23 protein-coding genes are annotated in these 23,662 nt (G+C 65.4%); 11 read left to right on the top strand and 12 right to left on the bottom strand.

Annotated features, from left to right (window positions below):
• Nucleotides 1-113: 113 nt before the first annotated feature.
• A complete protein-coding gene (locus tag ACN9MB_RS12075; protein WP_426268999.1) occupies nucleotides 114-1,760 on the top strand; it encodes a lipase family alpha/beta hydrolase in 1,647 nt (548 codons plus the stop codon).
• A 9-nt stretch (nucleotides 1,761-1,769) separates the two neighbouring features.
• Here the strand turns inward: ACN9MB_RS12075 and ACN9MB_RS12070 are convergent, their stop codons facing one another.
• Together ACN9MB_RS12070 and ACN9MB_RS12065 are read right to left on the bottom strand one after the other, a co-directional pair.
• Nucleotides 1,770-2,234, bottom strand: coding sequence for a cupin domain-containing protein (locus tag ACN9MB_RS12070; protein WP_204636408.1), 465 nt, complete (start codon nucleotides 2,232-2,234; stop codon nucleotides 1,770-1,772).
• Nucleotides 2,231-2,668, bottom strand: a complete 438-nt coding sequence (locus ACN9MB_RS12065; protein WP_204636409.1) for a carboxymuconolactone decarboxylase family protein — start codon at nucleotides 2,666-2,668, stop codon at nucleotides 2,231-2,233. The genes ACN9MB_RS12070 and ACN9MB_RS12065 overlap by 4 nt, the downstream gene beginning before the upstream one ends.
• 101 nt (nucleotides 2,669-2,769) lie before the next feature.
• On the opposite strand from ACN9MB_RS12065, the gene ACN9MB_RS12060 reads away from it, so the two are divergent.
• Together ACN9MB_RS12060 and ACN9MB_RS12055 are read left to right on the top strand one after the other, a co-directional pair.
• Nucleotides 2,770-4,245 (top strand): PLP-dependent aminotransferase family protein, encoded by a 1,476-nt coding sequence (locus tag ACN9MB_RS12060; protein ID WP_204636410.1) that lies wholly within the window; start codon nucleotides 2,770-2,772, stop codon nucleotides 4,243-4,245.
• Nucleotides 4,246-4,445: 200 nt separating this feature from the next.
• Nucleotides 4,446-4,763 (top strand): DUF2384 domain-containing protein, encoded by a 318-nt coding sequence (locus ACN9MB_RS12055; RefSeq protein ID WP_426268998.1) that lies wholly within the window; start codon nucleotides 4,446-4,448, stop codon nucleotides 4,761-4,763.
• Here ACN9MB_RS12055 and ACN9MB_RS12050 read toward each other — a convergent pair.
• The 4 genes from ACN9MB_RS12050 to ACN9MB_RS12035 form a co-directional block, all read right to left on the bottom strand.
• Nucleotides 4,757-6,349 carry a PepSY-associated TM helix domain-containing protein gene (locus ACN9MB_RS12050; protein WP_426268997.1) on the bottom strand — a complete coding sequence of 531 codons (1,593 nt, stop codon included), beginning with the start codon at nucleotides 6,347-6,349 and terminating at the stop codon, nucleotides 4,757-4,759. The two genes, ACN9MB_RS12055 and ACN9MB_RS12050, sit on opposite strands and share 7 nt — an antisense overlap.
• Nucleotides 6,350-6,363: 14 nt before the next feature.
• Nucleotides 6,364-6,618, bottom strand: a complete 255-nt coding sequence (locus tag ACN9MB_RS12045) for a hypothetical protein (RefSeq protein ID WP_204636412.1) — start codon at nucleotides 6,616-6,618, stop codon at nucleotides 6,364-6,366.
• Entirely contained in the window at nucleotides 6,615-6,845 is a 231-nt protein-coding gene (locus tag ACN9MB_RS12040; protein WP_426268996.1) for a hypothetical protein, read from the bottom strand. The genes ACN9MB_RS12045 and ACN9MB_RS12040 overlap by 4 nt, the downstream gene beginning before the upstream one ends.
• A gap of 365 nt (nucleotides 6,846-7,210) precedes the next feature.
• The gene (locus ACN9MB_RS12035) at nucleotides 7,211-8,308 is read right to left on the bottom strand and encodes an OprO/OprP family phosphate-selective porin (RefSeq protein ID WP_426268995.1); all 1,098 of its coding nucleotides are present in this window, start codon (nucleotides 8,306-8,308) and stop codon (nucleotides 7,211-7,213) included.
• On the opposite strand from ACN9MB_RS12035, the gene ACN9MB_RS12030 reads away from it, so the two are divergent.
• From ACN9MB_RS12030 to ACN9MB_RS12020, 3 genes are all read left to right on the top strand, one after another.
• Nucleotides 8,286-8,429 carry a hypothetical protein gene (locus ACN9MB_RS12030; RefSeq protein WP_426268994.1) on the top strand — a complete coding sequence of 48 codons (144 nt, stop codon included), beginning with the start codon at nucleotides 8,286-8,288 and terminating at the stop codon, nucleotides 8,427-8,429. The genes ACN9MB_RS12035 and ACN9MB_RS12030 overlap by 23 nt on opposite strands.
• A 294-nt stretch (nucleotides 8,430-8,723) precedes the next feature.
• Entirely contained in the window at nucleotides 8,724-9,929 is a 1,206-nt protein-coding gene (fabV, locus tag ACN9MB_RS12025; RefSeq protein ID WP_204636415.1) for an enoyl-ACP reductase FabV, read from the top strand.
• A 92-nt stretch (nucleotides 9,930-10,021) separates the two neighbouring features.
• Nucleotides 10,022-11,440, top strand: coding sequence for a cryptochrome/photolyase family protein (locus tag ACN9MB_RS12020; protein WP_426268993.1), 1,419 nt, complete (start codon nucleotides 10,022-10,024; stop codon nucleotides 11,438-11,440).
• A gap of 53 nt (nucleotides 11,441-11,493) precedes the next feature.
• Here ACN9MB_RS12020 and ACN9MB_RS12015 read toward each other — a convergent pair whose 3' ends face one another.
• Both ACN9MB_RS12015 and ACN9MB_RS12010 read right to left on the bottom strand, forming a co-directional pair.
• Nucleotides 11,494-12,708 (bottom strand): cation:proton antiporter, encoded by a 1,215-nt coding sequence (locus ACN9MB_RS12015; protein WP_204636417.1) that lies wholly within the window; start codon nucleotides 12,706-12,708, stop codon nucleotides 11,494-11,496.
• Between the two features lie 62 nt (nucleotides 12,709-12,770).
• On the bottom strand, nucleotides 12,771-14,246 hold the full coding sequence (locus tag ACN9MB_RS12010) for an MFS transporter (protein ID WP_426268992.1): 1,476 nt from the start codon (nucleotides 14,244-14,246) through the stop codon (nucleotides 12,771-12,773).
• 249 nt (nucleotides 14,247-14,495) lie between these two features.
• Here ACN9MB_RS12010 and rnk point away from each other — a divergent pair, with 249 nt between their 5' ends.
• The 4 genes from rnk (at nucleotide 14,496) to ACN9MB_RS11990 (ending at nucleotide 18,751) form a co-directional block, all read left to right on the top strand.
• A complete protein-coding gene (gene rnk / locus ACN9MB_RS12005) occupies nucleotides 14,496-14,906 on the top strand; it encodes a nucleoside diphosphate kinase regulator (RefSeq protein ID WP_204636419.1) in 411 nt (136 codons plus the stop codon).
• Nucleotides 14,907-15,007: 101 nt separating this feature from the next.
• Nucleotides 15,008-17,398, top strand: coding sequence for an NAD-dependent DNA ligase LigA (ligA, locus tag ACN9MB_RS12000; protein WP_426268991.1), 2,391 nt, complete (start codon nucleotides 15,008-15,010; stop codon nucleotides 17,396-17,398).
• Entirely contained in the window at nucleotides 17,395-18,351 is a 957-nt protein-coding gene (gene epmA, locus ACN9MB_RS11995) for an EF-P lysine aminoacylase EpmA (RefSeq protein WP_204636421.1), read from the top strand. The genes ligA and epmA overlap by 4 nt, the downstream gene beginning before the upstream one ends.
• Nucleotides 18,352-18,355: 4 nt before the next feature.
• A complete protein-coding gene (locus ACN9MB_RS11990) occupies nucleotides 18,356-18,751 on the top strand; it encodes a VOC family protein (protein WP_426268990.1) in 396 nt (131 codons plus the stop codon).
• A 68-nt stretch (nucleotides 18,752-18,819) separates the two neighbouring features.
• Here ACN9MB_RS11990 and aqpZ read toward each other — a convergent pair whose 3' ends face one another.
• Nucleotides 18,820-19,518, bottom strand: coding sequence for an aquaporin Z (aqpZ, locus tag ACN9MB_RS11985; protein ID WP_204636423.1), 699 nt, complete (start codon nucleotides 19,516-19,518; stop codon nucleotides 18,820-18,822).
• A gap of 290 nt (nucleotides 19,519-19,808) precedes the next feature.
• Between aqpZ and ACN9MB_RS11980 the strand changes: the two genes are divergently transcribed.
• Nucleotides 19,809-21,080 (top strand): MFS transporter, encoded by a 1,272-nt coding sequence (locus ACN9MB_RS11980; protein WP_426271913.1) that lies wholly within the window; start codon nucleotides 19,809-19,811, stop codon nucleotides 21,078-21,080.
• A gap of 224 nt (nucleotides 21,081-21,304) precedes the next feature.
• Here the strand turns inward: ACN9MB_RS11980 and hflD are convergent, their stop codons facing one another.
• Genes hflD through ACN9MB_RS11965 form a run of 3 tightly spaced genes read right to left on the bottom strand, consistent with a single transcriptional unit; the run spans nucleotide 21,305 to nucleotide 23,566 of the window.
• Nucleotides 21,305-21,928 (bottom strand): high frequency lysogenization protein HflD, encoded by a 624-nt coding sequence (gene hflD / locus ACN9MB_RS11975; protein WP_204636425.1) that lies wholly within the window; start codon nucleotides 21,926-21,928, stop codon nucleotides 21,305-21,307.
• 10 nt (nucleotides 21,929-21,938) lie between these two features.
• Nucleotides 21,939-23,078 (bottom strand): tRNA 2-thiouridine(34) synthase MnmA, encoded by a 1,140-nt coding sequence (gene mnmA, locus ACN9MB_RS11970; protein WP_426268989.1) that lies wholly within the window; start codon nucleotides 23,076-23,078, stop codon nucleotides 21,939-21,941.
• Nucleotides 23,075-23,566: an NUDIX hydrolase gene (locus ACN9MB_RS11965; RefSeq protein WP_204636633.1), complete on the bottom strand. Its 492-nt coding sequence runs from the start codon at nucleotides 23,564-23,566 to the stop codon at nucleotides 23,075-23,077. Before ACN9MB_RS11965 ends, mnmA begins: the two co-directional genes overlap by 4 nt.
• Nucleotides 23,567-23,662: the final 96 nt, after the last annotated feature.

Genomic DNA, 23,662 nt, shown 5'->3' with positions numbered 1-23,662 from the left:
GAAGTAGTGCGCCCATCGGATGAATGGCGTAGCGTGGCGCGGCGTTCCCTTGGCTGTGGGCCTGTGCGAACCGGCCTGCCTGGTCTGCAACCCGTCTGGCGACGAGTGCCCGCATGCGCCGCTCATGTGTCCCTGGCAAAACACGCTCGTGCCGCCTGGCCGTGTTGGCTGGCCTCGTGCTGTTGGCAGCCTGCAGGGGTACGGTAAAAACAGGGGGCGAGGGCGATGCACTCGTCCGTGCCAGACATCTGTGGCGCGAGGCCGCCGAAACGCCGCGCAAGGACATCGCCGCGCGCAGCTGGATGCGTTGCGCGGTCGCGGCCTATCGCGCATTGGAGTCGGACCAGGCGGCGCAGCAGACAACGGCGCAAGCCATCGCCGATAGCTGCACGCACGAGCTGCTGGGCTATCTGCTGGACCAGGAGCCTGCACTGTGGCGGCCGCGCACGCTCAGCGTGGCAGGCGAGCCGCTGCGGGTAGTGTTTCGCGACTTGCCCAACAGTCTTTACGACGGTCCCATCGCGCTGGTCCGTGCCGACGAAGTCACCATTCCCGCGGTGATGGGCGAGCGCTACACCTCGCCTGGCTTCGGCGTGCCGATGGTGGGCTGGCAGGCGCAATGCCATGACCGGCCGATCTGCGCGCTCGATCCGCCGGATGGCATCACGCGCGCGCTCACCGCATGGATCGAGCCGGGGAAAGACGGCACCGCCGAGCTGGTGGTGGCGGGCACGCGCCAACGGACGCAGATCACCATCGGCCAACGCGAGGTGCCGTTGGCGACGGATTTTTCGGCGGCCTATGCCGCGCTGTTCGATCGCACGCGCATCAATCGACTGGCGGTGTGGAATCTCATCGGCGGACGCCAGTTCGCATTGCGCGCCGGCCTGTATCTGCTGGAGGATTATGACCCGGCCAAGACGCCGGTGATCATGGTGCATGGGCTGGGGCGCAGCCCGATGGTGTGGGCCAGGCTGACCAATCTGATCGACGGTTCGCCCGAGCTGCGAGCGCGCTATCAGGTATGGCACATCATCTATCCCACCAATACACCCGTGCTGCTCAATCGTCTCAATGTGCAGCGCATGATGGATCGTGCGTGGCGCCTGCTTGATTCCGACGGTACGGCGCCCGCGCGTCGCGACATGGTGCTGATCGGCCACAGCATGGGCGGCGTGATCTCGCGGCTGCTGGTGTCCGACAGCGGCAACGTCATCTGGAATGCCGTGTTCGATGTGCCGGCCAGTGAGCTGCAGGGTTCAGCTGCCGACATCGCGCAGGTCGAGTCGCTGTTCCGTTTCCGCGCCTATCCCGGCGTGACGCGCGCGATCTTCCTGGCCTCGCCACACCTGGGCAGCCCCACGGCGGACAGTTTCCTGGGCAGGCTCGCCCTGCGTTTCGTACACGCCCACGCGCCGGAACTCGACGCGTTGCATCGGGTGGCCCAGGACAATCGCGAACACGAAAATCCATTGCTGGCCGCGGACTATCTGCACAAGGGTCTCACCAGCATCAGCACGCTGCGCGCCACGCAGCCGGTGAGCCATGCGGCGCAGGCCTTGATGCCGGTGCCGGGCGTCCGCTACTACACCTTCGCGGGCGATCTGGCGGGCTCCGATCCGCCCAGCGATGGCTACGTGCCGCTCAAGAGCGCGCTGATTCCCGGCGCCACCTCGACCACCGTGGTCGACAGCGATCACAAGCTCTATCTCAACGAGGAAGTGCTGGCGAAGATCCTGGAGATACTTCGCCAGCCGTGATGCCGTCGCTTACTGCGCGACGAGCGCGGGCAATACCGGGTTGAGCGACGAGGTCTGCGGCAGGGGCAGCTTGATGGGATCCTGCGGCGCGACGATGGCCCATACCAGCAGCTTGGCCGGCTGGGTGGTGCTGGCGTTGCGGGTGACCAGATGATGCGTGCGCGGCGGCTCGTACCAGCTCTGGCCGGCCGTATAGGTTTTCGCATCCTGTCCTTCGAGCTGCGAAATCACTTCGCCTTCGAGCACGTAGGCGAAGATCGAGCCGGGGTGCAGATGAGGCGCCGCGCTCTGGCCAGGTGCCAGCGTCACCGTAGCCATCAAGGCGTTCTTGCCCGGCACATCGGGCAGCGGCTGTTTCATCAGCGGCTGCACGCTTTCTTCGCCGCCCTGGTGAGCATGTGCCGCACTCGCGGCACCGAACGCGATGACCAGCGAAAACAGCACGGAAGCAAAACCCGAAAATGAGGTCTTCATGACGGCAGCTTGCGGAATGAAATCGCGAAGCGGTTCCAGCCGTTGATGGCGATCACCAGCAGGGTGAGGTCGGCCAGTTCTTCGTCCGAGAAATGCGGCCTCACCGACTCCCACACGCTGTCGGGAACGTGGTTGTCGGCGATCAGGGTGAGTGCTTCGGTCCATTCCAGCGCTGCGCGCTCGCGGTCGGTGAAGAACGTGGTTTCGCGCCACGCGCTGATGGTGGCGAGGCGGCGGTCGTTCTCGCCGGCCTTGCGCGCATCGGCGGTGTGCATGTCCATGCAATAGGCGCAGCCGTTGATCTGCGAAGCGCGCAGGCGGACCAGGTCGACCAGGGACTTGTCCAGGCCGCTCTTGGTGATGCGCTGTTCCAGGCCCATCATCGCCTTGATGGCGTCGGGGCTGGCTTTGTAGAAGTCGATACGCTGGCTCATGGCGGGTTCCTCGATGAGGGATTCGGTGAAGGTGGAAACAGGCTAGACTCTTCAATGGCCTTCTTGAATATCCATTTTCAAGAGAACTGAGGTAGCCATTGATGGACATTCAGCTCACCATCTCCGGTCGGCGCGACCTGGCCGGACAGCTATACCAGCAGCTGCGTGCTGCGATCGTGGAAGGCCGGCTGGCGCCCGGTTCGCGACTGCCTTCCTCGCGCGATCTGGCCGTCCAACTGGGTGTTTCGCGCAAGACCACGCTCGAGGTGTTCGAGCGATTGGGCGCGGAGGGTTTCCTGATCGGCCGCCAGGGCGACGGCAGCTTCGTGGCGACCGGGTTCACTCCCATGCCATCGAAGACGAGAGCCCGCAGCGGCGTGTCGCCCAAGCCGGCCAAGGTCTGGCGACGCGTGCCGCCGACGCTGGCGATGCCCAGGGTGAGCGAGCGGCTTCGCTACGACTACCTGGGCGGCGTCACCGACAAATCGCTGTTCCATGCCGATGTCTGGCGCAAATGCATCGCCCACGCCCTGCGTGCGCAGGCGCGCGGCCGTGGCATCTATCGCGATCCGGCCGGCGAGCAGGAACTTCGCCTGGCGATTGCACGCTATCTGGGTTTCAACCGCGCCGTGGCCTGCGATTGGCAGGAGGTGATGGTCACCCAGGGGGCACAGCAGGCGATCGACCTGGCCGTTCGCGTGATGGTCGATCGGGGCGACGTGGTGGTGATGGAAGAACCCGGTTACCCGCCTGCGCGCAGCAGCATGCTGGCCATGGGCGCACGCGTGAAGCCGGTGCGCGTGGACGAGGAGGGCCTGTGCGTGGATGAACTTCCCGATGAGGCGCGGCTCGTCTACGTCACGCCCTCGCACCAGTTTCCGCTGGGCATGCCGATGAGCCTGGAGCGGCGCATGGCCTTGCTCGAATGGGCATCGCGCCGTGGCGCACTGATTGTGGAAGACGATTACGACGGCGAATTCCGCTTCGAAGGCCGGCCGCTGGAATCGCTCAAGAGCCTCGACCGCAACGGTGTCGTGGCCTATATAGGCACGTTTTCCAAAACCCTCTTTCCCGAACTGCGCATCGGTTACGTGGTGCCGCCGCCATCGCTGGCGGATGAATTCCTCAAGGCGAAACAGATCACCGACTGGCACGGCTGCAGTCTGACGCAGGCGGCCCTGGGCCGTTACATGCTCGACGGCGAGTTCGGGCGGCACCTTCGCCGGATGCAGAAACACTACGCGGAACGCCGCCTCGCCTTGCTGCAGCACCTGCGCGGGCCGCTTTCGCCATGGCTGGAACCCATCGTGCCGGCCGCCGGTATCCACATGACGGCGATGCTGCGCAAAGGCGTGCATGAGGACGCCCTGATCGCCAAGGCGCGCGCCGCGTCGCTGGCGCTGTACGGTATCCGCCGGTTTTACGCCGGACGCCACCCGCGCCAGGGCCTGCAGTTCGGCTACGGCGACACGCCGGTGCACGACATTCACACCTCCATGCAACTGCTGGCGTCCTTGCTTCACGGCCAGGCCGCCGAAGACCCACCTGGCCATTCGGTTACCACCCAAAAGTCCTAGACGCGGGACGCTGCAAATTCACGCGAATTCAGCATTTGCTTGCGCATGATCGGGCCGCATGGTGGGCATTCGATGGATGTCGCCGCGCAACGAGCACGACGGCTCAGGGCGGAGCGATAGGCGTCCAGACGTCCACCCGCGCAACGGGCAGGGCGTTCCGGGCGACATCACCGGACGGCGTGGGGGAAGGGAGCGAACGCATGCGCAAAATGACCATCAGGTTTCAGGACGTCGCCACCGAACTAGCCCAGATCAACGCATTGCGCGATGACGTGATGGAGCGTGCCTTCATCGTGCTCGAGCAGCGCCACGACACGCTCGCCTCGATGCTGGTGCAGAGCCTCGGGGATCGCCAGCGCGCCGTGCGCTGGATGTGCCGCCACCAGAACGCATTCGACGGCCGCACCGCCTATGAGCTGCTGGCGGACGGCGAAGCGGACACGGTGTGGGACGAGATAGCGCTGCTGAGTGACGCGCCGGTATCGGCGCGCATCAACGCCGTGCGCATGGCTTACTGAGAGCGCTCGGTTCGGATTGCCACATCGCCGCGCGTCGGCCGGATCGCCCACACGCTGTTGGCGTCGCCCGTGTACGCGCGTCGCGTGGCGGCGCGTGCGAACAGCGCGAACACGATGCCCAGCGCAATGCCGGTAAGGTCCACGCCGATCACCCGCCACGCCAGCGGCGACCACTCGTGTGCCATCGCCGCTGCGTTGACCGCCAGATCGACCAACGCCATGAGCAGGGTCAGCGCAGCGGTTGCCCACAACAGTTCGATGGTGGCCTTGGCGATGGGGCGCAGGCAGGCATACGCGCAGGCGGCGAGAAAAAGTCCGTAGCAGGCCACGCGCTGCGGCAGCCCCGCTTCCACACCCAGTCGCTCGGCGATCCAGGTCGCCACGAAGGCGCCGCTGATCGCCAGGCAACTGCCGAGGCAAACGCCGACGGTGGCGCGCGCCATCACCAGCGTCTTGCGCGGCTGCTCGAGATGGCGGCGCTTGCGGCGCGATTCGATCCACAGCAGGTTGCCCGAATAGAACAGGAACGCTCCGGCCAGGCCGAGCACGAAATACAGCCACTGCACCGTGCGTCCGCCAAAACTGCCGAAATGCAGGCCGAACAGCGCGGCATAGCTGATGCCGTTCACGCTGTAGCGGTTGCCCACGAAGGTGGCCAGTACGCTGCCGTCGTGCGCGGACATCGCCACCGTGCCGTACGAGCCGAGGGTGTGCTGGGCAAGTCCCATCACTTCGGCGACCGCGTTGCGATCGCCGTAATGCACGAAGTGCAGGTAGACGGGCTCGAAGCTGGATACACCGCTCTTGAGGGCTTCGGCTTGCCCGCGCTGCATCAACACCTCGGTCGACAGCATGCTCGCCGGGATGCCGCTCACCGTCACGGTGGGCGTGGTGTTGGTGGCCCTGCTGAAGGCCTCCGAGAGCTTGCCGTCGAACGCCACCGTGTTGAGCGCCGCCAGCGTGATGGCGAACAGGCAGAACAGCGCGCCGGTCACCGCGAAGATCACATGGAACGGCAGGCTGATCACGCCGATGGCGTTGTGCGCGTCCTGCCAAAGCCGCTTGAGGTTGTGTCCCACGCGCATGGCGAACAGATCCCGCACCAGCTGCGGCAGGTGGATGAGCAGGCCCGAGAGCAAGGCCAGGCCATAGATCACGCTGACGATGCCCATCAGGTAGATGCCGATCACCGGCAGCCCCAGCGAGTCGTGCAGCGCGTAGACGAAGTCGGCCAGTTCGTTTTCCGCAGCGTCCGTGCGCGGCGCATCCACCTGGCTGGCGGTGGCGAAGCGGCTGCCGTTCTTCGCTTCCCAATATGCATAAGCCGCGTGCGAGCTGTCGTGCGGCAATACGATGCCGAAGTCCGCGCGCGCGTCGGGCTGATGGCTCAGCAGGCGTTCGATCAAGCGGTCGTTGGAGACGTTGGCGTCGGCGGTGGCCAACCACGGCGGGTTTTGCCAGGCGGCGATGTCGTCGTGGAAGACGGTCAGCGCGCCCGCATAAAACGCCACGAACAAAGCGAAGCCGGCGAGCAGGCCGGTCCAGGTATGCACTGTCTGGAACGTGCGGAGGGTGGCGGCTTTCATCGAAACGTCCTGTATCAGCCGGGCAGGCGCATCAGCCACAGCGCGGCGAATACGACGACGTTGGCGCCGCCCATCACCAGCCAGGCACGCGCGCCGTTGCGAAACATGTAGGCGCCCGCCATGAAGGCGGTCCACAACGGGAAAAAGAGAATCAGCGCCGGAATGAGGACCGCTTCGCCATGTCCCGGCAGCAGGTGCAGCACCAGGGCAAGCAACAAGGCAGCGAGCGGGAAGCCGAGCAGGGTGCCGGCCAGGCAGCGGGCGATCATGGTGCGTCGGCTTCAGGCGTGCCGATACGCCACCAGGCGAGATAGGGCAGCAGCACCCAGGTCAGCATCAGCGCCGTCAGTGCCGCCGTGATGCCGGCGCCGGTACCGGCGTCGTAACACCAGCCCAGCGTACCCAGCGCCACCAGCAACCACCCCGCGAGCCTGGCCGAAACCGGCAACGAGGACGCACGCAGCCGTTGCTGGCCGCTGGCCAGGTAAACCAGCACGGCACCCGCCAGGGTCGCTAAAAGGGCACAAAAGGTGATCACGTCGGCGCCTTGCTTCCGTCTTCGCGCAGTTTGAATATTGAGAATTATTCTCATTTGAGAGTTGTGCTGTCAACCGCGATGGCTTGGTCCCCATGCTCGGAACCCGCTCAGCATCATGCCCGGCGGCATCCTCGCCTCACCGTCATTCCGGCGCGGGCCGGAATCCAGTGGCGTTGAGAGTCGGTCGCCGCCGCGGGTCTCACCGCTTTTCAATGGCGCAGCGTGACGGTTGTCGCCGAAACTGGATGACCCACCATTTGGCTGAAAAGCGCTTCCGGCCTGCGCCGGAATGACGGTGAAGGGAATCGTGCGCTCGGAAAGATCTAAAACTGATACTGCAGGCGCCCCACGATGGCCGTCGGATGATCGCCGCTATCCGGGCTGCCCGGCTTGTTCAGGTCGATCGCGTGCACCAGGTTGGCGGACAGTCGCACCGACTTGTCCAGATACCAGTTCACGCCGAGCGTCACGTTGGTTTCCTTGCCGCCCACCACGTCGCGGTCGTTGAGGTCGGTCATGCTCAGTCGTACGCCTACTTCCAGCGCGCCGCCGCTGCGGCCGTTCCACGAGGCATGCGGAACCACCGGTCCAAAGGTCGCGTTGCTCTCGCGATAGTCGCGGCTTTCGCCGGTGATCATCCAGCTCGCATAGCCATACCAGCCACGAAACCGCAGCGCAGGCAGGCCGTCGTTGCGTTGCAGATGGGCTTCCATGTATTCGCCTTGCCACGAGAAGGGCCCGGCGACATGAGCGACCTCCAGCCCATAGCGCTGCACCTTGTTCGAGCCGGTGATGCTGCCGGTATCGAGGAAATAGTCGCCGGAGGACAGCGCCACTTCCGACGCGGACTGGAAGTGCTGGTCGTTGTCCGGCCCGGCGCGTCGCGTGGAGTAGTCGATGGCGAGGTGATAGGGGCCGCTGTCGGTTTTCAGCAGATAGGCCAGCCGGCCGGTGAGCGCCACGCCGCGCTGCGTGCGGCCTTCGTCCTTGCTGCCCGCGGTGTAGAAGCCATAGCTCCAGATCCACGGCCCGTGGAAATCGCTGGAGGTGATGCCGATGCTTCGGCTCGGCGCTAGCGCATTGGTCGTGGCGCGTTCGAGGAAGGTGGTGTTGCGGAAGCTGCCGAACTGTTCGAGCCCGAACGGTTCCTGCTGGTTGCCGATTGTCACCACGCCGAAATAACGGGTTTGCTTGCGCAGATACACATCCTTCAACTCGAACCGGCCATCGACCAGCTGCGCATCGGCGTAGAACAGCCAGTCGAAGCGCAGCATGTGCTGGACGCTGATATCGGCCCGTCGCACGGCGAAGACGGTGTCGTTCAAGGCGGCGCCGGCATTGTTGGCGGCGTCGATCATCACGTAGCCGTTGATCTGGTTGTGCATCACCGGCGTGTCGATGCCCCCTTCGAAGGGCCGCATCAGCGAGATCCGGCGCATTGCATCGAGTGCGGCGCTGCTGTCGCTTCCGGTGGAACTGGCGGGCACCGATGTCTGCCGTACTGTCGCCGGGGCAGTGGGCGCGGCGGGTCTGGACGGCTGATGGACGCAGCCGCAGGCCGCACTGCAGCTCAGGCTTGCGGCGAGCCATGTGCGCATATGGCGTGCCAGCGGTGGGCGCTCCGGGTCGGCCATGAGGGTGCGAGGTTCCCGTACTCCCTGGGTGTGCGGGCAGGCCTGCCAAGGCTGCCCAGGCATGGTGCAAGGATTGTGATGCCCCCATCCATCGCTCCGCCTCCGAAAAACTACTGTCGCCGTGCCGCAACTCCCTACGGCAGCGCATGGCGGGGCGTGCGGGTTAATATGGCGGTTTGCAACGCCTCCCAGGAGTCCTCGAGTGATCATCAACCCCAAGGTGCGTGGTTTTATCTGCGTGACGGCCCATCCGGTCGGATGCGAGCGCAACGTGCTCGAACAGATCAACATCACCAAGGCGCAGGGCAACCTGGGCGAAGGCCCGAAGCGCGTGCTGGTGATCGGCGCCTCCACCGGTTACGGCCTGGCCTCGCGCATCACCGCTGCCTTCGGCTACGGCGCGGCCACCCTGGGCGTGTTCTTCGAGAAGCCCAGCAGCGAAAGCAAGACGGGCACCGCCGGTTGGTACAACTCGGCCGCGTTCGACAAGTTCGCCAAGGAAGCGGGTCTGTTCAGCCGTTCGATCAACGGCGATGCGTTCGCCAACGAGACGCGCGAGCGCGCCATCGAGATCATCAAGAACGAGATGGGCGGCAAGATCGACCTGGTGGTGTATTCGCTCGCCTCGCCGGTGCGCAAGCTGCCGGATACCGGCGAACTGGTGCGCTCTTCGCTCAAGACCATCGGCGAGACCTTCACCGCCAACTCGATCGACACCAACCGCGACACCGTGGTGCAGGCGTCGGTGGAGCCGGCCACCGAGCAGGAAATCAAGGACACCGTCACCGTGATGGGTGGCGAGGACTGGAAGCTGTGGATCGATGCGCTGAGCAAGGCCGGCGTGCTCGCCGACCATGCCAAGACGGTGGCCTATAGCTACATCGGCACCGAGATCACCTGGCCGATGTACTGGCACGGCACGCTGGGCCAGGCCAAGCAGCACCTGGACAACACCGCCAAGCAGCTGGTCGCCGAGCACAAGGCCGAACATCTGGACGCCTATGTGGGCGTGATGAAGTCGGTGGTGACGCAGGCAAGCGCGGCGATTCCGGTGCTGCCGCTGTACATCGCCATTTCCTTCCGCGTGATGAAGGAAAAGGGCATCCACGAAGGCACCATCGAACAGATCAACCGCCTGTTCCGCGAACGCATGTACCGCACGGATCACCAGGCGCCGGAACTGGACAGCGATGGCCGCCTGCGCCTGGACGACTGGGAATTGCGCGAAGACGTGCAGCAGCTGTGCAAGGCGCTGTGGCCGACCATCACCACCGAGAACCTCAACGAGCTCACCGACTACGCCGGCTACAAGAGCGACTTCCTGCGTCTGTTCGGCTTTGGCCGCACCGACGTGAACTACGAGGAAGACGTGAACCCGGATCGTCGTTTCGACGTCGTCGAGCTGTAACCGCACGACACCGGATGCCGTCGCCGCGGCGGCATCCGGTACGGTCCAAAGACGAGGCATACAACGGCGCGGGCGGTCACTAAGCTGCCGCCATGAACACCGCCATCGTCTGGTTTCGCCGCGACCTTCGCCTTGCCGATCATCCCGCACTCAGTGCTGCCGCGAAGGCGCACGAACAGCTCATTCCGCTGTATATCCATGCGCCGCACGAAGACGGCCAGTGGTCTGCGGGTGCCGCCAGCCGGTGGTGGCTGCATCATTCGCTGTCACGACTCGACGCCCAGTTGCGCGAGCATGACAATGCGCTGCACCTCGCACAGGGGGACAGTCTCCAGGTACTGCGCGAGCTGATCGAACGTACCGGCGCCACGGCGGTGTACTGGAGCCGCCAGTACGAACCCGCCGCCATCGCGCGCGACAGCGCCATCAAGGCGGCCTTGCGCGAACAGGGCGTCGAAGTACACAGCTTCAACGCATCGCTGTGGTGCGAGCCTTGGCAGATCGAAACACGGCAGCAGGGGCCGTACCGTGTGTTTACACCGTTCTGGCGCACGCTGCGGCCGCAGCTCGCCACGCCGCAGCCGTTGCTGGTGCCTGTTTCCCTGCGCGGTACCGAGGTCGAAGGCGGCATGCCGCTCGATGCGCTCGCCTTGTTGCCGCGCATCCATTGGGATGGCGGCCTGCACGAGGCATGGCAGCCGGGCGAGCAGGGCGCGCAGGAATGGCTCGACATCTTCATGGACGATGCCGTGAGCGATTACGCGCGGGCTCGGGACCTGCCTGCGCGTCATGGCACCTCGCGGCTTTCGCCGCACCTGCATTTCGGCGAGCTATCGCCCCGGCAGATCCAGCGCCAGCTGTCCGACCGCGCCGCCGATACCGATGCGCGCCGGCGACCCGATATCGAACCGTTTCTGCGTGAACTGGGCTGGCGCGAATTTGCCAACCACCTGCTGTATCACTTTCCCAGGACGCCCACGCAGAACTTCAACGAGCAGTTCGACACCTTTCCCTGGGCCCGGAAAAGCAGCAAGGCGATCGAGCGTTGGCAACAAGGCCGCACCGGCATTCCATTGGTGGACGCGGGTATGCGCGAGCTCTGGCATACGGGCTGGATGCACAACCGCGTGCGCATGATCGTCGCCAGTTTCCTGTGCAAGAACCTCAGGCAGCACTGGCAGCACGGCGCGCAATGGTTCTGGGACACGCTGGTGGATGCCGATCTGGCCAACAACACACTGGGCTGGCAGTGGGTGGCCGGTAGCGGTGCCGACGCCGCGCCGTATTTCCGCGTGTTCAATCCGGTGACGCAGGCGAGGAAATTCGATCCGGACGGCATCTACCTGCGCCGCTGGTTGCCGGAATTGGCCGGGGCTTCGGTGGAGCTGTTGCATGAGCCATGGCGCGATGCTGCGTTGCTGAAGCGCAGCGGCTATCCGGCGCCGATGGTAGAGCTGGGCGAAAGTCGCGATGGTGCTCTCGCGGCATATCGCGCCATGCGTTCCCGCTGAGGCAAGCGTCTCACTGTGGGAGCGCACCCTGTGCGCGACATGGGCCTTGCAGGTCACGGCTCCGTGGGATCGTCGCGCACAGGGTGCGCTCCCACAGGAGCCTCTGTCCTGCGCAGCATCCACGCCAGCACGGGCGGCGTCACCATGGCGGTCAGCAGCGACATCGCCACGATGATCGCGTAGATACGGTCGGTGAAGACGCCGGCCGTCAAACCGAGGCTGGCGATCACCACGCCCACTTCGCCACGCGGCACCATGCCAAAGCCCACCACCGTGGCACTGCGCGCACCCAGCGACAGCGAACCGAGGAAGCCGCCGATCAGCTTCGAGGCGATCGCGATCAAGGTCACCACCAGCAGCATCACCGCCGCTTCGCCATTGGCCAGCTGGTGCAGGTCGATCTTGCTACCGGTGACCACGAAGAAGAACGGCGTGAGCAGGGCCAGCAAGGGTTGCGTCTGTTTTTCCAGCGTGTGCTGCTGGCGTGTTTCCGAGGCGATCATGCCGGCGAGGAAGGCGCCGATGATCGCGGCCAGCCCGAACAAGGTCGACACGTAGGCCAGGCCCAGGCAAAGCGCCAGCACGATGGCCAGGGCCGAGTGCGGGCTGCGCGGCTTGTCCAGCCAGCTGGAATTCCAGCGCATCACGCGGGCGCCGCCGATACCGATGATCGCGATGAAACCCACGGCGCCGGCCAGCACGACCAGCAAGTGCATGACATCGATGCCGTCACCGCCTTGCATCGACACCACCACGCCGAGCAGCAGCATGGCCAGGATGTCGTCGATCACGGCCGCGCCGAGGATCACCTTGCTCTCGACGCGCTGGAGCGCGCCCAGTTCCTGCAGCACGCGGGCGGTGATACCCGCGGAGGTCGCCACGAAAGCCGCCGCCACGAACATCGAGCGGCTCCAGTCGAAGCCGCTGGCATGCGCCCACACGCCGCCCATGCCAAACGGCAGCAACACGCCCAGCACGCCCACGATGAAGGCGATCTTGCCGACTTTCTTCAAGTCCTCCAGCCGCGTTTCCAGGCCCACCGAAAACAACAGCAGCACCACGCCGATCTCCGCCAGCACATCCAGCGACGTGCCCGGCGCGACCTGATCGGGGGTTATCCAGCCCAGCAGGGACGGGCCGACCGCGCAACCTGCCGCGATCTCGCCGACCACCGCGGGAAGCTTCAGGCGTTGCGCGATTTCGCCGCCGATCTGGGCGGCGACGAAGACGATGAACAGCGTGAGCAGGATGTCGCTGGCGTGATGCATGCAGAGGGGCGCGGCGGCAATCGGATGCCACGCATGCTACATGCTTGCGCTGGGGCGTGCGCTCAGTCGCTCGGGTGGGGCGAGCGCGGCGGACCCTCGCTGCGCAGGCGGCTGAACACCCAGCTGGCCGTGGCCGTCACGATGGCCAGCAACAGCACCGTCCAGCGGAACGCCGGGACATAGTCCTCATGCGCGTGGCCTTGCAGCAACGCCTCCATCAGCAGCGACGCGAGCGCGATGCCGAAGCTCATCGACAGGTACTGCGCGGTCGACGCCATCGACGATGCCTGCGAGGCGAACTTCACGTCCAGGTCGTTGTAGATCAGCGTGTTCATGGCGGTGTACTGCATGCCCATGAAGCCGCCGTAGACGAATACCATCAGCGCGATCACCCACATCGGCGATTCCTTGCCGAGCAGCGCGAAGGCGGCCAGCATCACCGCGACGATCAAGGTGTTGGTGAACAGCAGCTTGCGATAACCGAACCGTTGCAGCATGCGATTGATGCCCCACTTGGCGGTGATCGAGCCCAGCGCCTGCGGCACCATCATCAGGCCGGCCATCAGCGGCGACCAGCCGCAACCGACCTGCAGGAACAACACCAGCAGCAGGAACATGCCCGACACGCCCAGGCGCGTGAACAGGTTGCCGGCCAGCGAGACCCAGACGCTGCGCACGCGCAGCAGGCTGAGATCGGCCACGGGATGATCGGTGCGCCGGCTGTGCCACACGTAAGTGGCGCCGAACACGATGGCCAGCACGCCGTAGATCGAGATGCGCAGCCACTGGCCACCACCGCCGCTGGCGACTTCGGAGGCGGTCAGCAGCATCGCCGAGGCCGCCGCAAACAGCAGGAATCCCGCCAGATCGAACGGATGCACGTCGTCGAGGCGGTAGTCCGGCATGTCGCGGCGATTCATCCACATGCCGACCACGCCCACCGGCACGTTGATCAGGAAGATCAAGCGCCACGAGGTGTACTGCGCCAGGGCGCCGCCGAGCAGCGGACCGAGCACCGAGCCGAGCAGACCCACCGTGGCCACCGTGCTCATGGCTTTGACGAAATCGCGCTTGTCGATGCTGCGCACGAGCACGTAACGGCCCACCGGCATCAGGGCAGCGCCACCCAGGCCCTGCAGCACGCGCGCGGCCACCAGTTGGGGCAAGGTCTGCGCGATGCCGCACAACAACGAGCCGATGGTGAAGGTGGCGATGGCGGCGGCAAAAATGCGCCGGGTGCCGAATCGGTCGCACAGCCATGGGCTGGCCGGAATGAAGATGGCCAGCGTCAGCACATAACTGGTCAGTGCGGTGCGCATGCCCAGTGGCGTGACGCCCAGCGCCTCGGCCATCGCGGGTACGGCGGTGTTGACGATGGTCGAGTCCAGCGCCTGCATGAAGAACGCGGCAGCCACCAGCCAGATCAAGCCCCGATAGCGGTCCTGCGAAGCGTCTACCGGCGGCGAGGAAACCGGTGCCTCCTCGCCGGGCGGCGGCACGGGGAGATTGGTTTCGGTGGCGGCTAAGTTTTCAGGCATCTCTCATCATTATAGCTGCTATGGCAGCTTGCTTTTGAGGGTGGCTGCGTCCAAAGTCGGCTTCGTTTCATCTTTGGGTCGCGCATGTGCGCGCCACGTCAAAGCATGGCTACAGTCGATGACTCGACGGGCAGGGATGAACGCAGAACACCAAAAACACGAGCGCGCCGGGGCGGCACCGTCCCGGCGCGTCGTCTTTTGCGATAGACCGCGGATCGATGCAGCACGCGTCCACAGACAGGAGTCACCATGAGCAGCAAGCCACCCATCGTCATTTCCACGCTTGACCTCAAGCGCATCGAAGCACTGCTGGAACGCATGCCGCCGATCGAAGCCGTGAAGTACGAGGAACTGCGCGGCGAACTGGACCGTGCGGACGTATTGGAGCCCGCCGCCATTCCCGCCGACGTGGTCACCATGAATTCCGTCGTCACCTTCAAGGACGAGGACTCCGGCGACGAGGTGACCATCACGCTGGTGTATCCGTCGGGCGCCGGTGCGCCGGGCACGGTATCGATCTTTGCGCCCGTCGGCAGCGCCTTGCTGGGCCTGCGGGTGGGCCAGCATATCGAGTGGCCCACGCCGGACGGCCGCCGCCGGCCGCTGTGCGTGCTGGAGATCGAATACCAGCCCGAAGCTTCCGGCGACCTGCATCGCTGAAGGCATCGACGCCGCCTTCATGCACGCGCCCTTCACGGCGCGCGCCACGCGCAGACCTCGAGCAGGCTCTTAGGTAAACTTCCGCTCATGAGGACACCCGCATGAGCCAGCGCCAGGCCACCGATTGGCGCGCCGAGGCCGCCGAGTTGCGCGACAAGATCGAACGCGCGAATTATCGCTACCACGTACTCGACGATCCGGAGATCACGGACGCCGAGTACGACGGCGCCATGCGCGCGCTGGAAGCGCTGGAACAGGCCCATCCGGAGCTGGCCACGTCCGACTCGCCCACGCGGCGCGTGGGTGCGCGGGCGCAAGGCGGCTTCGCCGAGGTGCGCCACGTCATTCCCATGCTGTCGCTCAACAATGCCTTCGAACAGGAAGGCGAGGGCGAGCGTGAGCGGTTCCGCGAAATCGCCGAGTTCGAACGCCGCATCGAGCAGACGCTGGACCGCCGCAACCCGGTGTTCTCAGTGGAACCCAAGCTCGACGGCCTGGCCATCAGCCTTCGCTACGAAGATGGCGTGTTCATGCAGGGCGCCACGCGCGGCGATGGCGAAACCGGCGAGGACGTCACCGCGAACCTGCGCACCGTGCGCGCCATTCCGCTGCGCCTGCGCGGCGAGGGCTGGCCGCGCGTGCTGGAAGTGCGCGGCGAAGTGATCATGCTGCACAAGGATTTCGAGGCGTTCAACGCGCGCGCCCGCGAGCACGGCGAAAAGACCCTGGCCAATCCGCGCAATGGCGCGGCGGGCTCCCTGCGTCAGCTCGACCCGGCCATCACTGCCCGTCGCAAGTTGAGTTTCTTTGCCTACGCGGTGGGCGACGTGCAGGGCGGCGAACTGCCCCCGACACACTCCAAGACCCTGGCCAGGCTGCGCGACTGGGGCTTCCCGGTATCGCCCGAAGTGGACACAGCCAAGGGCTTCGACGGCCTGGTGGCCTATTACCGCCGCATCGGCGCCAAGCGCGACAAGCTTCCGTACGACATCGACGGCGTGGTCTACAAGCTGGACGACTACGAAGGCCAGCGCGTGATGGGCTTCGTGTCGCGCGCACCGCGCTGGGCCATTGCACACAAGTTCCCCGCGCAGGAACAGACCACCACGGTCGAGGCGATCGAGATCAACATCGGCCGCACCGGCGCGGCCACGCCGCTGGCGCGGCTGAAGCCGGTGCAGGTGGGCGGCGTCACGGTGAGCAACGCCACGCTGCACAACGCCGACCAGGTGGCGCGACTCGATGTGCGCGTGGGCGATACGGTGATCGTGCGGCGCGCCGGCGACGTGATTCCCGAAGTCGTGCGCGTGATGACGGATCTTCGTCCACCGCACACGCAGCCCTGGCAGATGCCCACGCATTGCCCGGTGTGCAACTCGGCCTTGTTGCGCGAAGAGGGCGAGGCCGCATGGCGTTGTTCGGGCGGACTGATCTGCGCCGCGCAACGCAAGGAAGCGCTGATCCACTTCGCCGCACGACGCGCCATGGACATCGACGGCATCGGCGAGCGCTTCGTCGAAGCGCTGGTGGATTTCGGTTACGTGCACACGCCGGCCGATCTCTACACGTTGACGCTGGACAATTTCCTGGAGATGAAGAGCCGCGCGGACGAACGCGACGGCACCACCCCGGAAACCGTCAAGCAGGGCAAAGTGGCCACCAAGTGGGCCGAGAACCTGATCGAGGCGATTGCGGCCAGCAAGCACACCACGCTGCCGCGTTTCCTGTTCGGCCTGGGCATCATGCACATCGGCGAAAGCACGGCGAAGACGCTGGCCGCGTGGCTGGGCAACCTCGCCGTGATCCGGCGCATGCCCGCCTCGCTGCTGCGGGTGCTGCCGGACATCGGCGACGAAGTGGCCAAGTCCATCGCGGGCTTCTTCGCCCAGGAAGGCAATCAAAAAGTCGTCGACGCCTTGCTGGCATCGGGCATCGTGTTTTCCGACGAAACCCATCCTTCGCCCAAGCTGCGCCAGCGCCTGGATCTGGCGGTCCTGCTGGACATGGCCGGGGTGAACAAGCTCGGTCCCAAGAGCACGAAGTTGCTGGCGGAGCATTTCCCCTCGCTGGACAAACTGGTCGCGGCCGGTCCTGCGCATTGGGTGACTGCCGGCCTGCCTTCGGCGGCGTCCACCAATCTCGAAGCGTTCCTGGCCAACAAGACCCATCTGCAGCAGTTGCGCGATGCCGATGCCGCGATGTGGGAGTTGCTCGAGGCGATTCCCAAGACGACCAGGAGCGCGACGATGCCGTTGGAGGGCCAGACCATCGTGCTCACCGGCACGCTCGCCTCGCTCAGTCGCGACGACGCCAAGGAGCGGCTGGAAGCGCTCGGTGCCAAGGTCGCCGGCTCGGTGTCCAAGAAGACCAGTTTCGTGGTCGCCGGCGAGGCAGCCGGTTCCAAGCTCGACAAGGCGCAGGAGCTGGGCGTGGAGGTGTGGGACGAAGCACGCCTGCTCGAACTGCTGGCCACGCACGAGGGCGGCGCATGAATCTGCACATGGCCGGGCGCCTGCATCTGCGCGCGCGTCTGTATGCGCTGATTCGTGCGTTCTTTGCCGAACGCAACGTGCTCGAAGTGGAAACGCCGATCCTGTCGGCGGCCGGCAACACCGATCCGAACATCGAGAGTTTCAGCACGACTTTCAGCGGACACGTCGATGCCGGCGCACGCACGCGCTGGCTGCGCACCTCGCCGGAATATCCGCTCAAGCGGTTGCTCGCTGCGGGCGTGGGCGATTGCTACGAACTGGGCCGGGTGTTCCGCAACGGCGAGGCGGGCGGCCGTCACAATCCCGAGTTCTGCATGCTCGAGTGGTACCGCGTCGGCTGGGATCATCGGCGGCTGATGGCCGAAACCATTGCGCTGGTCGAAGCCGCGCTGGCCATGACCGGCGCGCGCGCCGAAGTGTGGATCGAAGGGTACCGCCAGTTGTTCATCGACGAACTCGGCATCGATCCAGCGCATGCACCGATCGAGCAACTGCAGCTGGCGCTCGAGGAATTCAACATCAACCCGGAGGGGCTGACGCGCGACGACTGGCTCGATCTGCTGATCACCCATCGCCTGCAGCCGTCGTTTCCCGCCAACCGCATCACCGTGATCCACGACTATCCCGCCTCGCAGTGCGCGCTGGCGAAAGTGCGGCCGGGCGATCCGCCGCTGGCCGAGCGTTTCGAGCTGTACCTGGGGCGTTACGAACTGGCCAACGGTTATCACGAACTCAACGACGCCGCCGAACAGCGCCGCCGTTTCGAGCGCGACAACCAGGTGCGCCAGTCACGCGGCCAACCGTTGGTTCCGATGGACGAAAACCTGCTGGAGACGCTGGACGCGATGCCCGATTGCGCCGGCGTGGCGATGGGCATCGAGCGCCTGCTGATGTGCCTGGTGGGCACCGACGCCATCGCCGACGTGCTCAGCTTTCCGTTCGCGGAGGCGTGAGGCCATGACGTCGCCGTTGTTGCCCGCGATCCACCACGTGGCGCTCATCTGTTCGGATTACCCACGATCGAAAGCGTTCTACACGCAGACCTTGGGCTTTCGCGTCATTCGCGAGGTGTACCGTGCCGAGCGCGATTCCTGGAAACTGGATCTGGAAGTGTCGCCCGGCGTCAGTCTCGAACTCTTCTCGTTTCCCTCGCCGCCGCCACGCCCCTCGCGGCCCGAAGCGCAGGGTTTGCGCCATCTCGCGTTTGCCGTGCCGGACGTGGACGCCGTGATCGCCACGCTGCGCGAGCGCGGCGTGGACTGCGAGCCGGTGCGCGTGGATGAATTCACCGATCGCCGCTTCACTTTCTTCGCCGATCCCGACGGCTTGCCCATCGAGTTGTACGAGGTGTAGGGCAAAAAAATCCAGCGGCTTTTTCAAGCCGCTGGATCTCGAACTGCAACGATAAGCGATGTGCGTGCTTAGTCGTGCCAGTCCAGCAGATGGCGATAGATCAGGCCGCCCACCACGCCGCCGATCAGCGGAACCAGCCAGAACATCCACAACTGCGGGATCGCCCAACTGCCCTGGAAGAACGCCACGGCCGTGCTGCGAGCCGGGTTGACCGAGGTGTTTGTGATCGGAATGGAGATCAGGTGGATCAGCGTGAGCGTGAGGCCGATGGCGAGCGGTGCAAAACCGCTCGGCGCCAGCTTGTGGGTGGTGCCGTTGATGACGATCAGGAAGAACGCGGTCAACACGAACTCGGCGACCATGCAGGCCATCAGCGAATAGCCACCCGGCGAGTGCTCGCCGTAGCCGTTCGAGGCAAAGCCCGCACTGGCGTCGAAACCTGCCTTGCCAGTGGCGATCAGGTAAAGCACGCCGCCTGCCGCGAGACCGCCCACGACCTGGGCGATCCAGTAGGGGATCACGTCCTTGGCCGGAAAACGGCCGCTGGCCCACATGCCTGCAGTCACGGCAGGGTTGAAGTGCGCACCGGAGATATGGCCCACGGCGTACGCCATGGTGACCACGGTGAAGCCGAAGGCGAGGGCGACGCCTGCAAAACCGATGCCCAGTTCAGGGAAGGCCGCAGCGAAGATCGCGCTGCCGCAGCCGCCGAATACCAACCAAAACGTGCCGAAAAACTCTGCTCCCAAACGCTTGCCCATATTCACGGGGACTCTCCTTGCCAGATTTTCAGGGAATGGCTCGAGCGCATCCATGCGTGACTTCCACAACGATCCCGATTTGAAACAGGCTCTTAGTGCATGGCTCGAGTACGCCTAGGCTAACAAAATTGGCCGTAGGAGTAGTCCACACCCAGGAGTGCAACGGTGAAACCTGACATACCGAAGAGGCTTTTCCTTTGTGTATGCTGCTCCGTCGCTTTCGCCCGGTACTGCAGGATCCTTCGATGACGCAAGCTATTCCGACCGTGCTCCCCCTGGCTTCCGCTGACCGACGGATGGGCGCGCGTGATATCCAGACGCTGCTGCTGGCCTCCCTCGGCGGCGCGCTGGAGTTCTACGACTTCGTGGTGTTCGTGTTCTTCGCGCTGCCGATCAGCCACCTGTTCTTTCCTCCCGACATGCCGCAGTGGCTGGCCCAGCTGCAGACCTACGCGATCTTCGCGGCGGGCTATCTGGCCCGGCCGCTGGGCGGCATCGTGATGGCTCACTTCGGCGACCGGCAGGGTCGCAAGCGCATGTTCACGCTGAGCGTGTTCCTGATGGCGCTGCCCACGCTGGCCATCGGCGCGCTGCCGGTGTACGCCTCGGTGGGCCTGCTGGCGCCGCTGCTGTTGCTGTGCCTGCGCGTGATGCAGGGCGTGGCGATCGGCGGCGAAGTGCCGGGCGCCTGGGTCTTCGTGGCCGAGCATGCACCGCGTGGACGCGTGGGTTTCGCTTGCGCGTGCCTCACCTCGGGTCTCACCGCGGGCATTCTGATCGGCTCGCTCACGGCTGCATGGATGAACCATCACTTTTCGCCCGCCGATGTGCTGCGGGGATGGTGGCGCCTGCCGTTCGTGCTGGGTGGCGTGTTCGGCTTCGTGGCCGTGTGGCTGCGCCGCTGGCTGAGCGAGACGCCGGTATTTGCCGAACTGCATGCACGCAAGGCATTGAGCGAGGCATTGCCGCTGCGCACCGTGCTCGCCGGTCACGGCGGAAGCGTGGTGATCTCGATGGCGGTGACCTGGATGCTCACGGCGGCCATCCTGGTGCTGATCCTGGGACTGCCCAGCCTGGTGCAGAAGTCGTTCGGCATTCCCGCGGACGTGGCCTTCCTCGGCAACAGCGTGGCGGCGTTCTGCCTGGGCCTGGGTTGCGTGGCGTTCGGCTGGCTGGTGGATCGCATCGGCGCCGCGTGGGCGCTCATCGCCGGCTCGGTGGCGCTGGTGATCGTCACTTACCTGATGTTCGGCGACCTGGCGGCGGGCGGCACGCACTTTCTGCCGCTGTATGCACTCACCGGTTTCCTGGTCGGCACTGTCGCCGTGGTGCCCACGATCATGGTGGCGGCGTTTCCCGCGCCGATCCGTTTCTCCGGCATTTCCTTCGCCTACAACGTGGCTTATGCGGTGTTCGGTGCCACCACGGCCACCTTCATCGGCTACCTCGCGGGGACGGCCGGCCGCATGGCTGCAGCGCACTACGTCACCATCACCGCCGCGGTGGGCGTGGCGGTGGCCGTGTGGTTGCTGGTGAAAGGCCGCGGCAAAGCCGAGCTGACGACCTGACTGCAGGCCCTTACGGGCTCTTCAAATCTTGCCCAAACGCCCATTTTCCTCACCGTCATTCCGGCGCAGGCCGGAATCCAGTGGCGACTGTTTGGGGTTTTCGCGAAGCATGTTCAGAACATGGTCGCTGTCGCGACGACCCAGCGTACTCGCCACTGGATTCCGGCCTGCGCCGGAATGACGGTGAGGGTATTGGCGGCGATACGAGAATTTTGAACAAGCGCTCAGGGGTTGTTGATGGTCGAACCCGTCAGCAGCCCACGGGCCAGCATGCTGCACTGCTTGCGATAGAGCAGCATCTGCCACTGGCGGCCGCCCAGCTGCCGCCACAACACGGCGGAGCGCACGGCGGCGAGCAAATTGGTGCGCACCTTTTCCACCACGGCCGGCTGCTGCAGCTGTTGCGGATTGCCAGTGACCATCACCCGTGGCTTGAGCGTGGAGAGCGTGCCGGCATACAGCTCGGCAAGTCGCTTCATCACTTGCGGCGAATCGGCACCGAAGTGTTCCACCTGGCGCTGCGCCGCCACGATGCCTTGTTGCAGGCGCTCCAGCAGGTCGCCGCGGCGCGACAGGCTGCGCTCCAGGCGCATCACGGTGAACGCCATGCGGGTCACCGCGACGTCGCGGTTGTTCTCGTCGAGCAGGGTGATCAGCTGGCGCAGGCCCAGGCGTACCGCGGCCACGTCGCCGAACACGCCGACCACGGACGGTGCATCGATGCGGAACACGCTGGCCATGCTCGAAGCCATGGCGATGTCGTCGCAGCGGCCGTCGTTGGCCAGCTGCTGGGCGAGCGTGGTGGCCTGGAATAGTCCAGCCAAAGCCAGCACGCGCTCTTCGTTCATGGCGAAAACTTCAAACACCGGATAGGGACCTGGAAGGAGCAAGGGACACAGCGGCATCATTCCAGCCGCCGAAGGGAGCATCGGTGCGGTCGATCACGGCACCGCCGAGACACGCCGCGCCATCGTAGAAAACCACCGACTGGCCGGGCGTCACGGCCCGCTGTGGCTCATCGAACACCACTTCCAGGCCGTCGTCCCGCACGATCACCTCGCAGGCCTGGTCCGCCTGGCGATAGCGGGTCTTGGCGGTGCAACGGAACTGTTTCGCCGGCGGCTCGCCTGCCACCCAGCTGGGCGGCTCGGCGTGCAGGCGGCCCGCGTAGAGCCAGTGGTTCTCGCCACCCTGCGCAACATACAGCACGTTGTTCGGCACGTCCTTGCCGACCACGTACCAGGCTTCGCCGCTGGCGCCATGGCGGCCGCCTATGCCCAGGCCGTTGCGCTGGCCCAGCGTGTAGTACATCGCGCCCTGGTGCTCGCCCACGGTCTGGCCGTCCGGCGTGTGCATCGGGCCGGGCTGGGCCGGGATGTACTGGGCGAGGAAGCCGCGAAAATCGCGCTCGCCGATAAAGCAGATGCCGGTGGAATCCTTCTTGGCGTGCGTGGGCAGCGCGGCCTCCTGGGCCATCTGGCGCACGCGCGGCTTTTCGATCTCGCCGACCGGGAACAGGGTGGCGCTGAGCTGCTGCTGGCCCAGCGCATGCAGGAAATAGGTCTGGTCCTTGGCCGCGTCCACGGCACGGAGCAGGCGATATTTGCCCTCGTGGAAGTCCACGCGGGCGTAGTGGCCGGTGGCGATCTTGTCGGCGCCGAGTGCGCGGGCTTCGTCCAGGAAGGTCTTGAACTTGATCTCGCGATTGCACAGCACGTCCGGATTGGGCGTGCGGCCGGCGCGATACTCGGCCAGGAAGTGCTCGAATACGCCGCTCCAGTACTCGGCGGCGAAGTTGCGCGCATGGAACGCGATGCCCAGTCGGCCGCATACGGCCACGGCATCCTTGCGGTCGACATCGGTGGTGCAGGGGCCGTCGCGGTCGTCCTCTTCCCAGTTCTGCATGAACAGGCCTTCGACCTCGTAGCCGGCCTGCTGCAACAGCAGGGCCGCCACCGAGGAATCCACGCCTCCCGAGACGCCGAGCATTACTTTCACGGGTAACGATCCTCGGCCAGCAGGCTGTGCAGCATGTCCAGCGGGTAACGGTGGCCAGCCAGCCAGGCGTCGATGCTCATCAGCACCAGCGGGCTGCGCAACTGGTCGCCGAGTGCCGCAATGTCGTCACGGGTGAGCCAAAGAGCGCGCCGAATGCCATCATCCAGCTCGCGCGAAGCATCGTGATGGAGCGCCCGCGCCGCAAAACTGAAACGCAGCACGCCGTCACCATGCTCGGTGCTGCGCCATTGATGAACGCCCAGCAGGTGCTCCACGGCCACGGTCCAGCCGGTCTCCTCCAGCGTTTCACGCACGGCCGCGGTCACCAGGCTTTCCCGGTCATCCAGATGGCCTGCCGGCTGGTTATAGGCCAGACGGCCGTTGACCTCCTCTTCGACCATGAGGAAGCGGTCGCCATCGGCAACCACGCAGGCCACGGTCACGTGTGGGCACCAGACTTGCAGGGGAATAGGGCAGGAATCGGCCATGGAGGACATATGGCGACGAAAGTGGCACTGGAAAAGCGGCCATTGTGCCATTACCTGAAGTCGATCTGCCTTCGGCGGCGCCGGCGGTATACTTTC

Source organism: Dyella kyungheensis, assembly GCF_049913195.1.
GTDB lineage: Bacteria > Pseudomonadota > Gammaproteobacteria > Xanthomonadales > Rhodanobacteraceae > Dyella > Dyella kyungheensis.
Note: the sequence above shows the minus strand (reverse complement) of the source record. Positions and strands in the feature narration are given on the sequence as shown.

Excerpts from the sequence above, each read along its gene's own strand:
- ACN9MB_RS12045 (WP_204636412.1), bottom strand. The coding sequence starts at position 6,618 with ATGATCGCCCGCTGCCTGGCCGGCACCCTGCTCGGCTTCCCGCTCGCT.
- ACN9MB_RS12065 (WP_204636409.1), bottom strand. The coding sequence starts at position 2,668 with ATGAGCCAGCGTATCGACTTCTACAAAGCCAGCCCCGACGCCATCAAG.
- ACN9MB_RS11965 (WP_204636633.1), bottom strand. The coding sequence starts at position 23,566 with ATGGCCGATTCCTGCCCTATTCCCCTGCAAGTCTGGTGCCCACACGTG.
- ACN9MB_RS11990 (WP_426268990.1), top strand. The coding sequence starts at position 18,356 with ATGACGTCGCCGTTGTTGCCCGCGATCCACCACGTGGCGCTCATCTGT.
- ligA (WP_426268991.1), top strand. The coding sequence starts at position 15,008 with ATGAGCCAGCGCCAGGCCACCGATTGGCGCGCCGAGGCCGCCGAGTTG.
- rnk (WP_204636419.1), top strand. The coding sequence starts at position 14,496 with ATGAGCAGCAAGCCACCCATCGTCATTTCCACGCTTGACCTCAAGCGC.
- ACN9MB_RS12035 (WP_426268995.1), bottom strand. The coding sequence starts at position 8,308 with ATGCGGCCCTTCGAAGGGGGCATCGACACGCCGGTGATGCACAACCAG.
- ACN9MB_RS11980 (WP_426271913.1), top strand. The coding sequence starts at position 19,809 with ATGGGCGCGCGTGATATCCAGACGCTGCTGCTGGCCTCCCTCGGCGGC.
- ACN9MB_RS12060 (WP_204636410.1), top strand. The coding sequence starts at position 2,770 with ATGGACATTCAGCTCACCATCTCCGGTCGGCGCGACCTGGCCGGACAG.
- ACN9MB_RS12050 (WP_426268997.1), bottom strand. The coding sequence starts at position 6,349 with ATGAAAGCCGCCACCCTCCGCACGTTCCAGACAGTGCATACCTGGACC.
- ACN9MB_RS12030 (WP_426268994.1), top strand. The coding sequence starts at position 8,286 with ATGCCCCCTTCGAAGGGCCGCATCAGCGAGATCCGGCGCATTGCATCG.
- ACN9MB_RS12075 (WP_426268999.1), top strand. The coding sequence starts at position 114 with ATGCGCCGCTCATGTGTCCCTGGCAAAACACGCTCGTGCCGCCTGGCC.
- ACN9MB_RS12070 (WP_204636408.1), bottom strand. The coding sequence starts at position 2,234 with ATGAAGACCTCATTTTCGGGTTTTGCTTCCGTGCTGTTTTCGCTGGTC.
- epmA (WP_204636421.1), top strand. The coding sequence starts at position 17,395 with ATGAATCTGCACATGGCCGGGCGCCTGCATCTGCGCGCGCGTCTGTAT.
- ACN9MB_RS12020 (WP_426268993.1), top strand. The coding sequence starts at position 10,022 with ATGAACACCGCCATCGTCTGGTTTCGCCGCGACCTTCGCCTTGCCGAT.
- ACN9MB_RS12010 (WP_426268992.1), bottom strand. The coding sequence starts at position 14,246 with ATGCCTGAAAACTTAGCCGCCACCGAAACCAATCTCCCCGTGCCGCCG.
- hflD (WP_204636425.1), bottom strand. The coding sequence starts at position 21,928 with ATGAACGAAGAGCGCGTGCTGGCTTTGGCTGGACTATTCCAGGCCACC.
- ACN9MB_RS12055 (WP_426268998.1), top strand. The coding sequence starts at position 4,446 with ATGCGCAAAATGACCATCAGGTTTCAGGACGTCGCCACCGAACTAGCC.
- ACN9MB_RS12015 (WP_204636417.1), bottom strand. The coding sequence starts at position 12,708 with ATGCATCACGCCAGCGACATCCTGCTCACGCTGTTCATCGTCTTCGTC.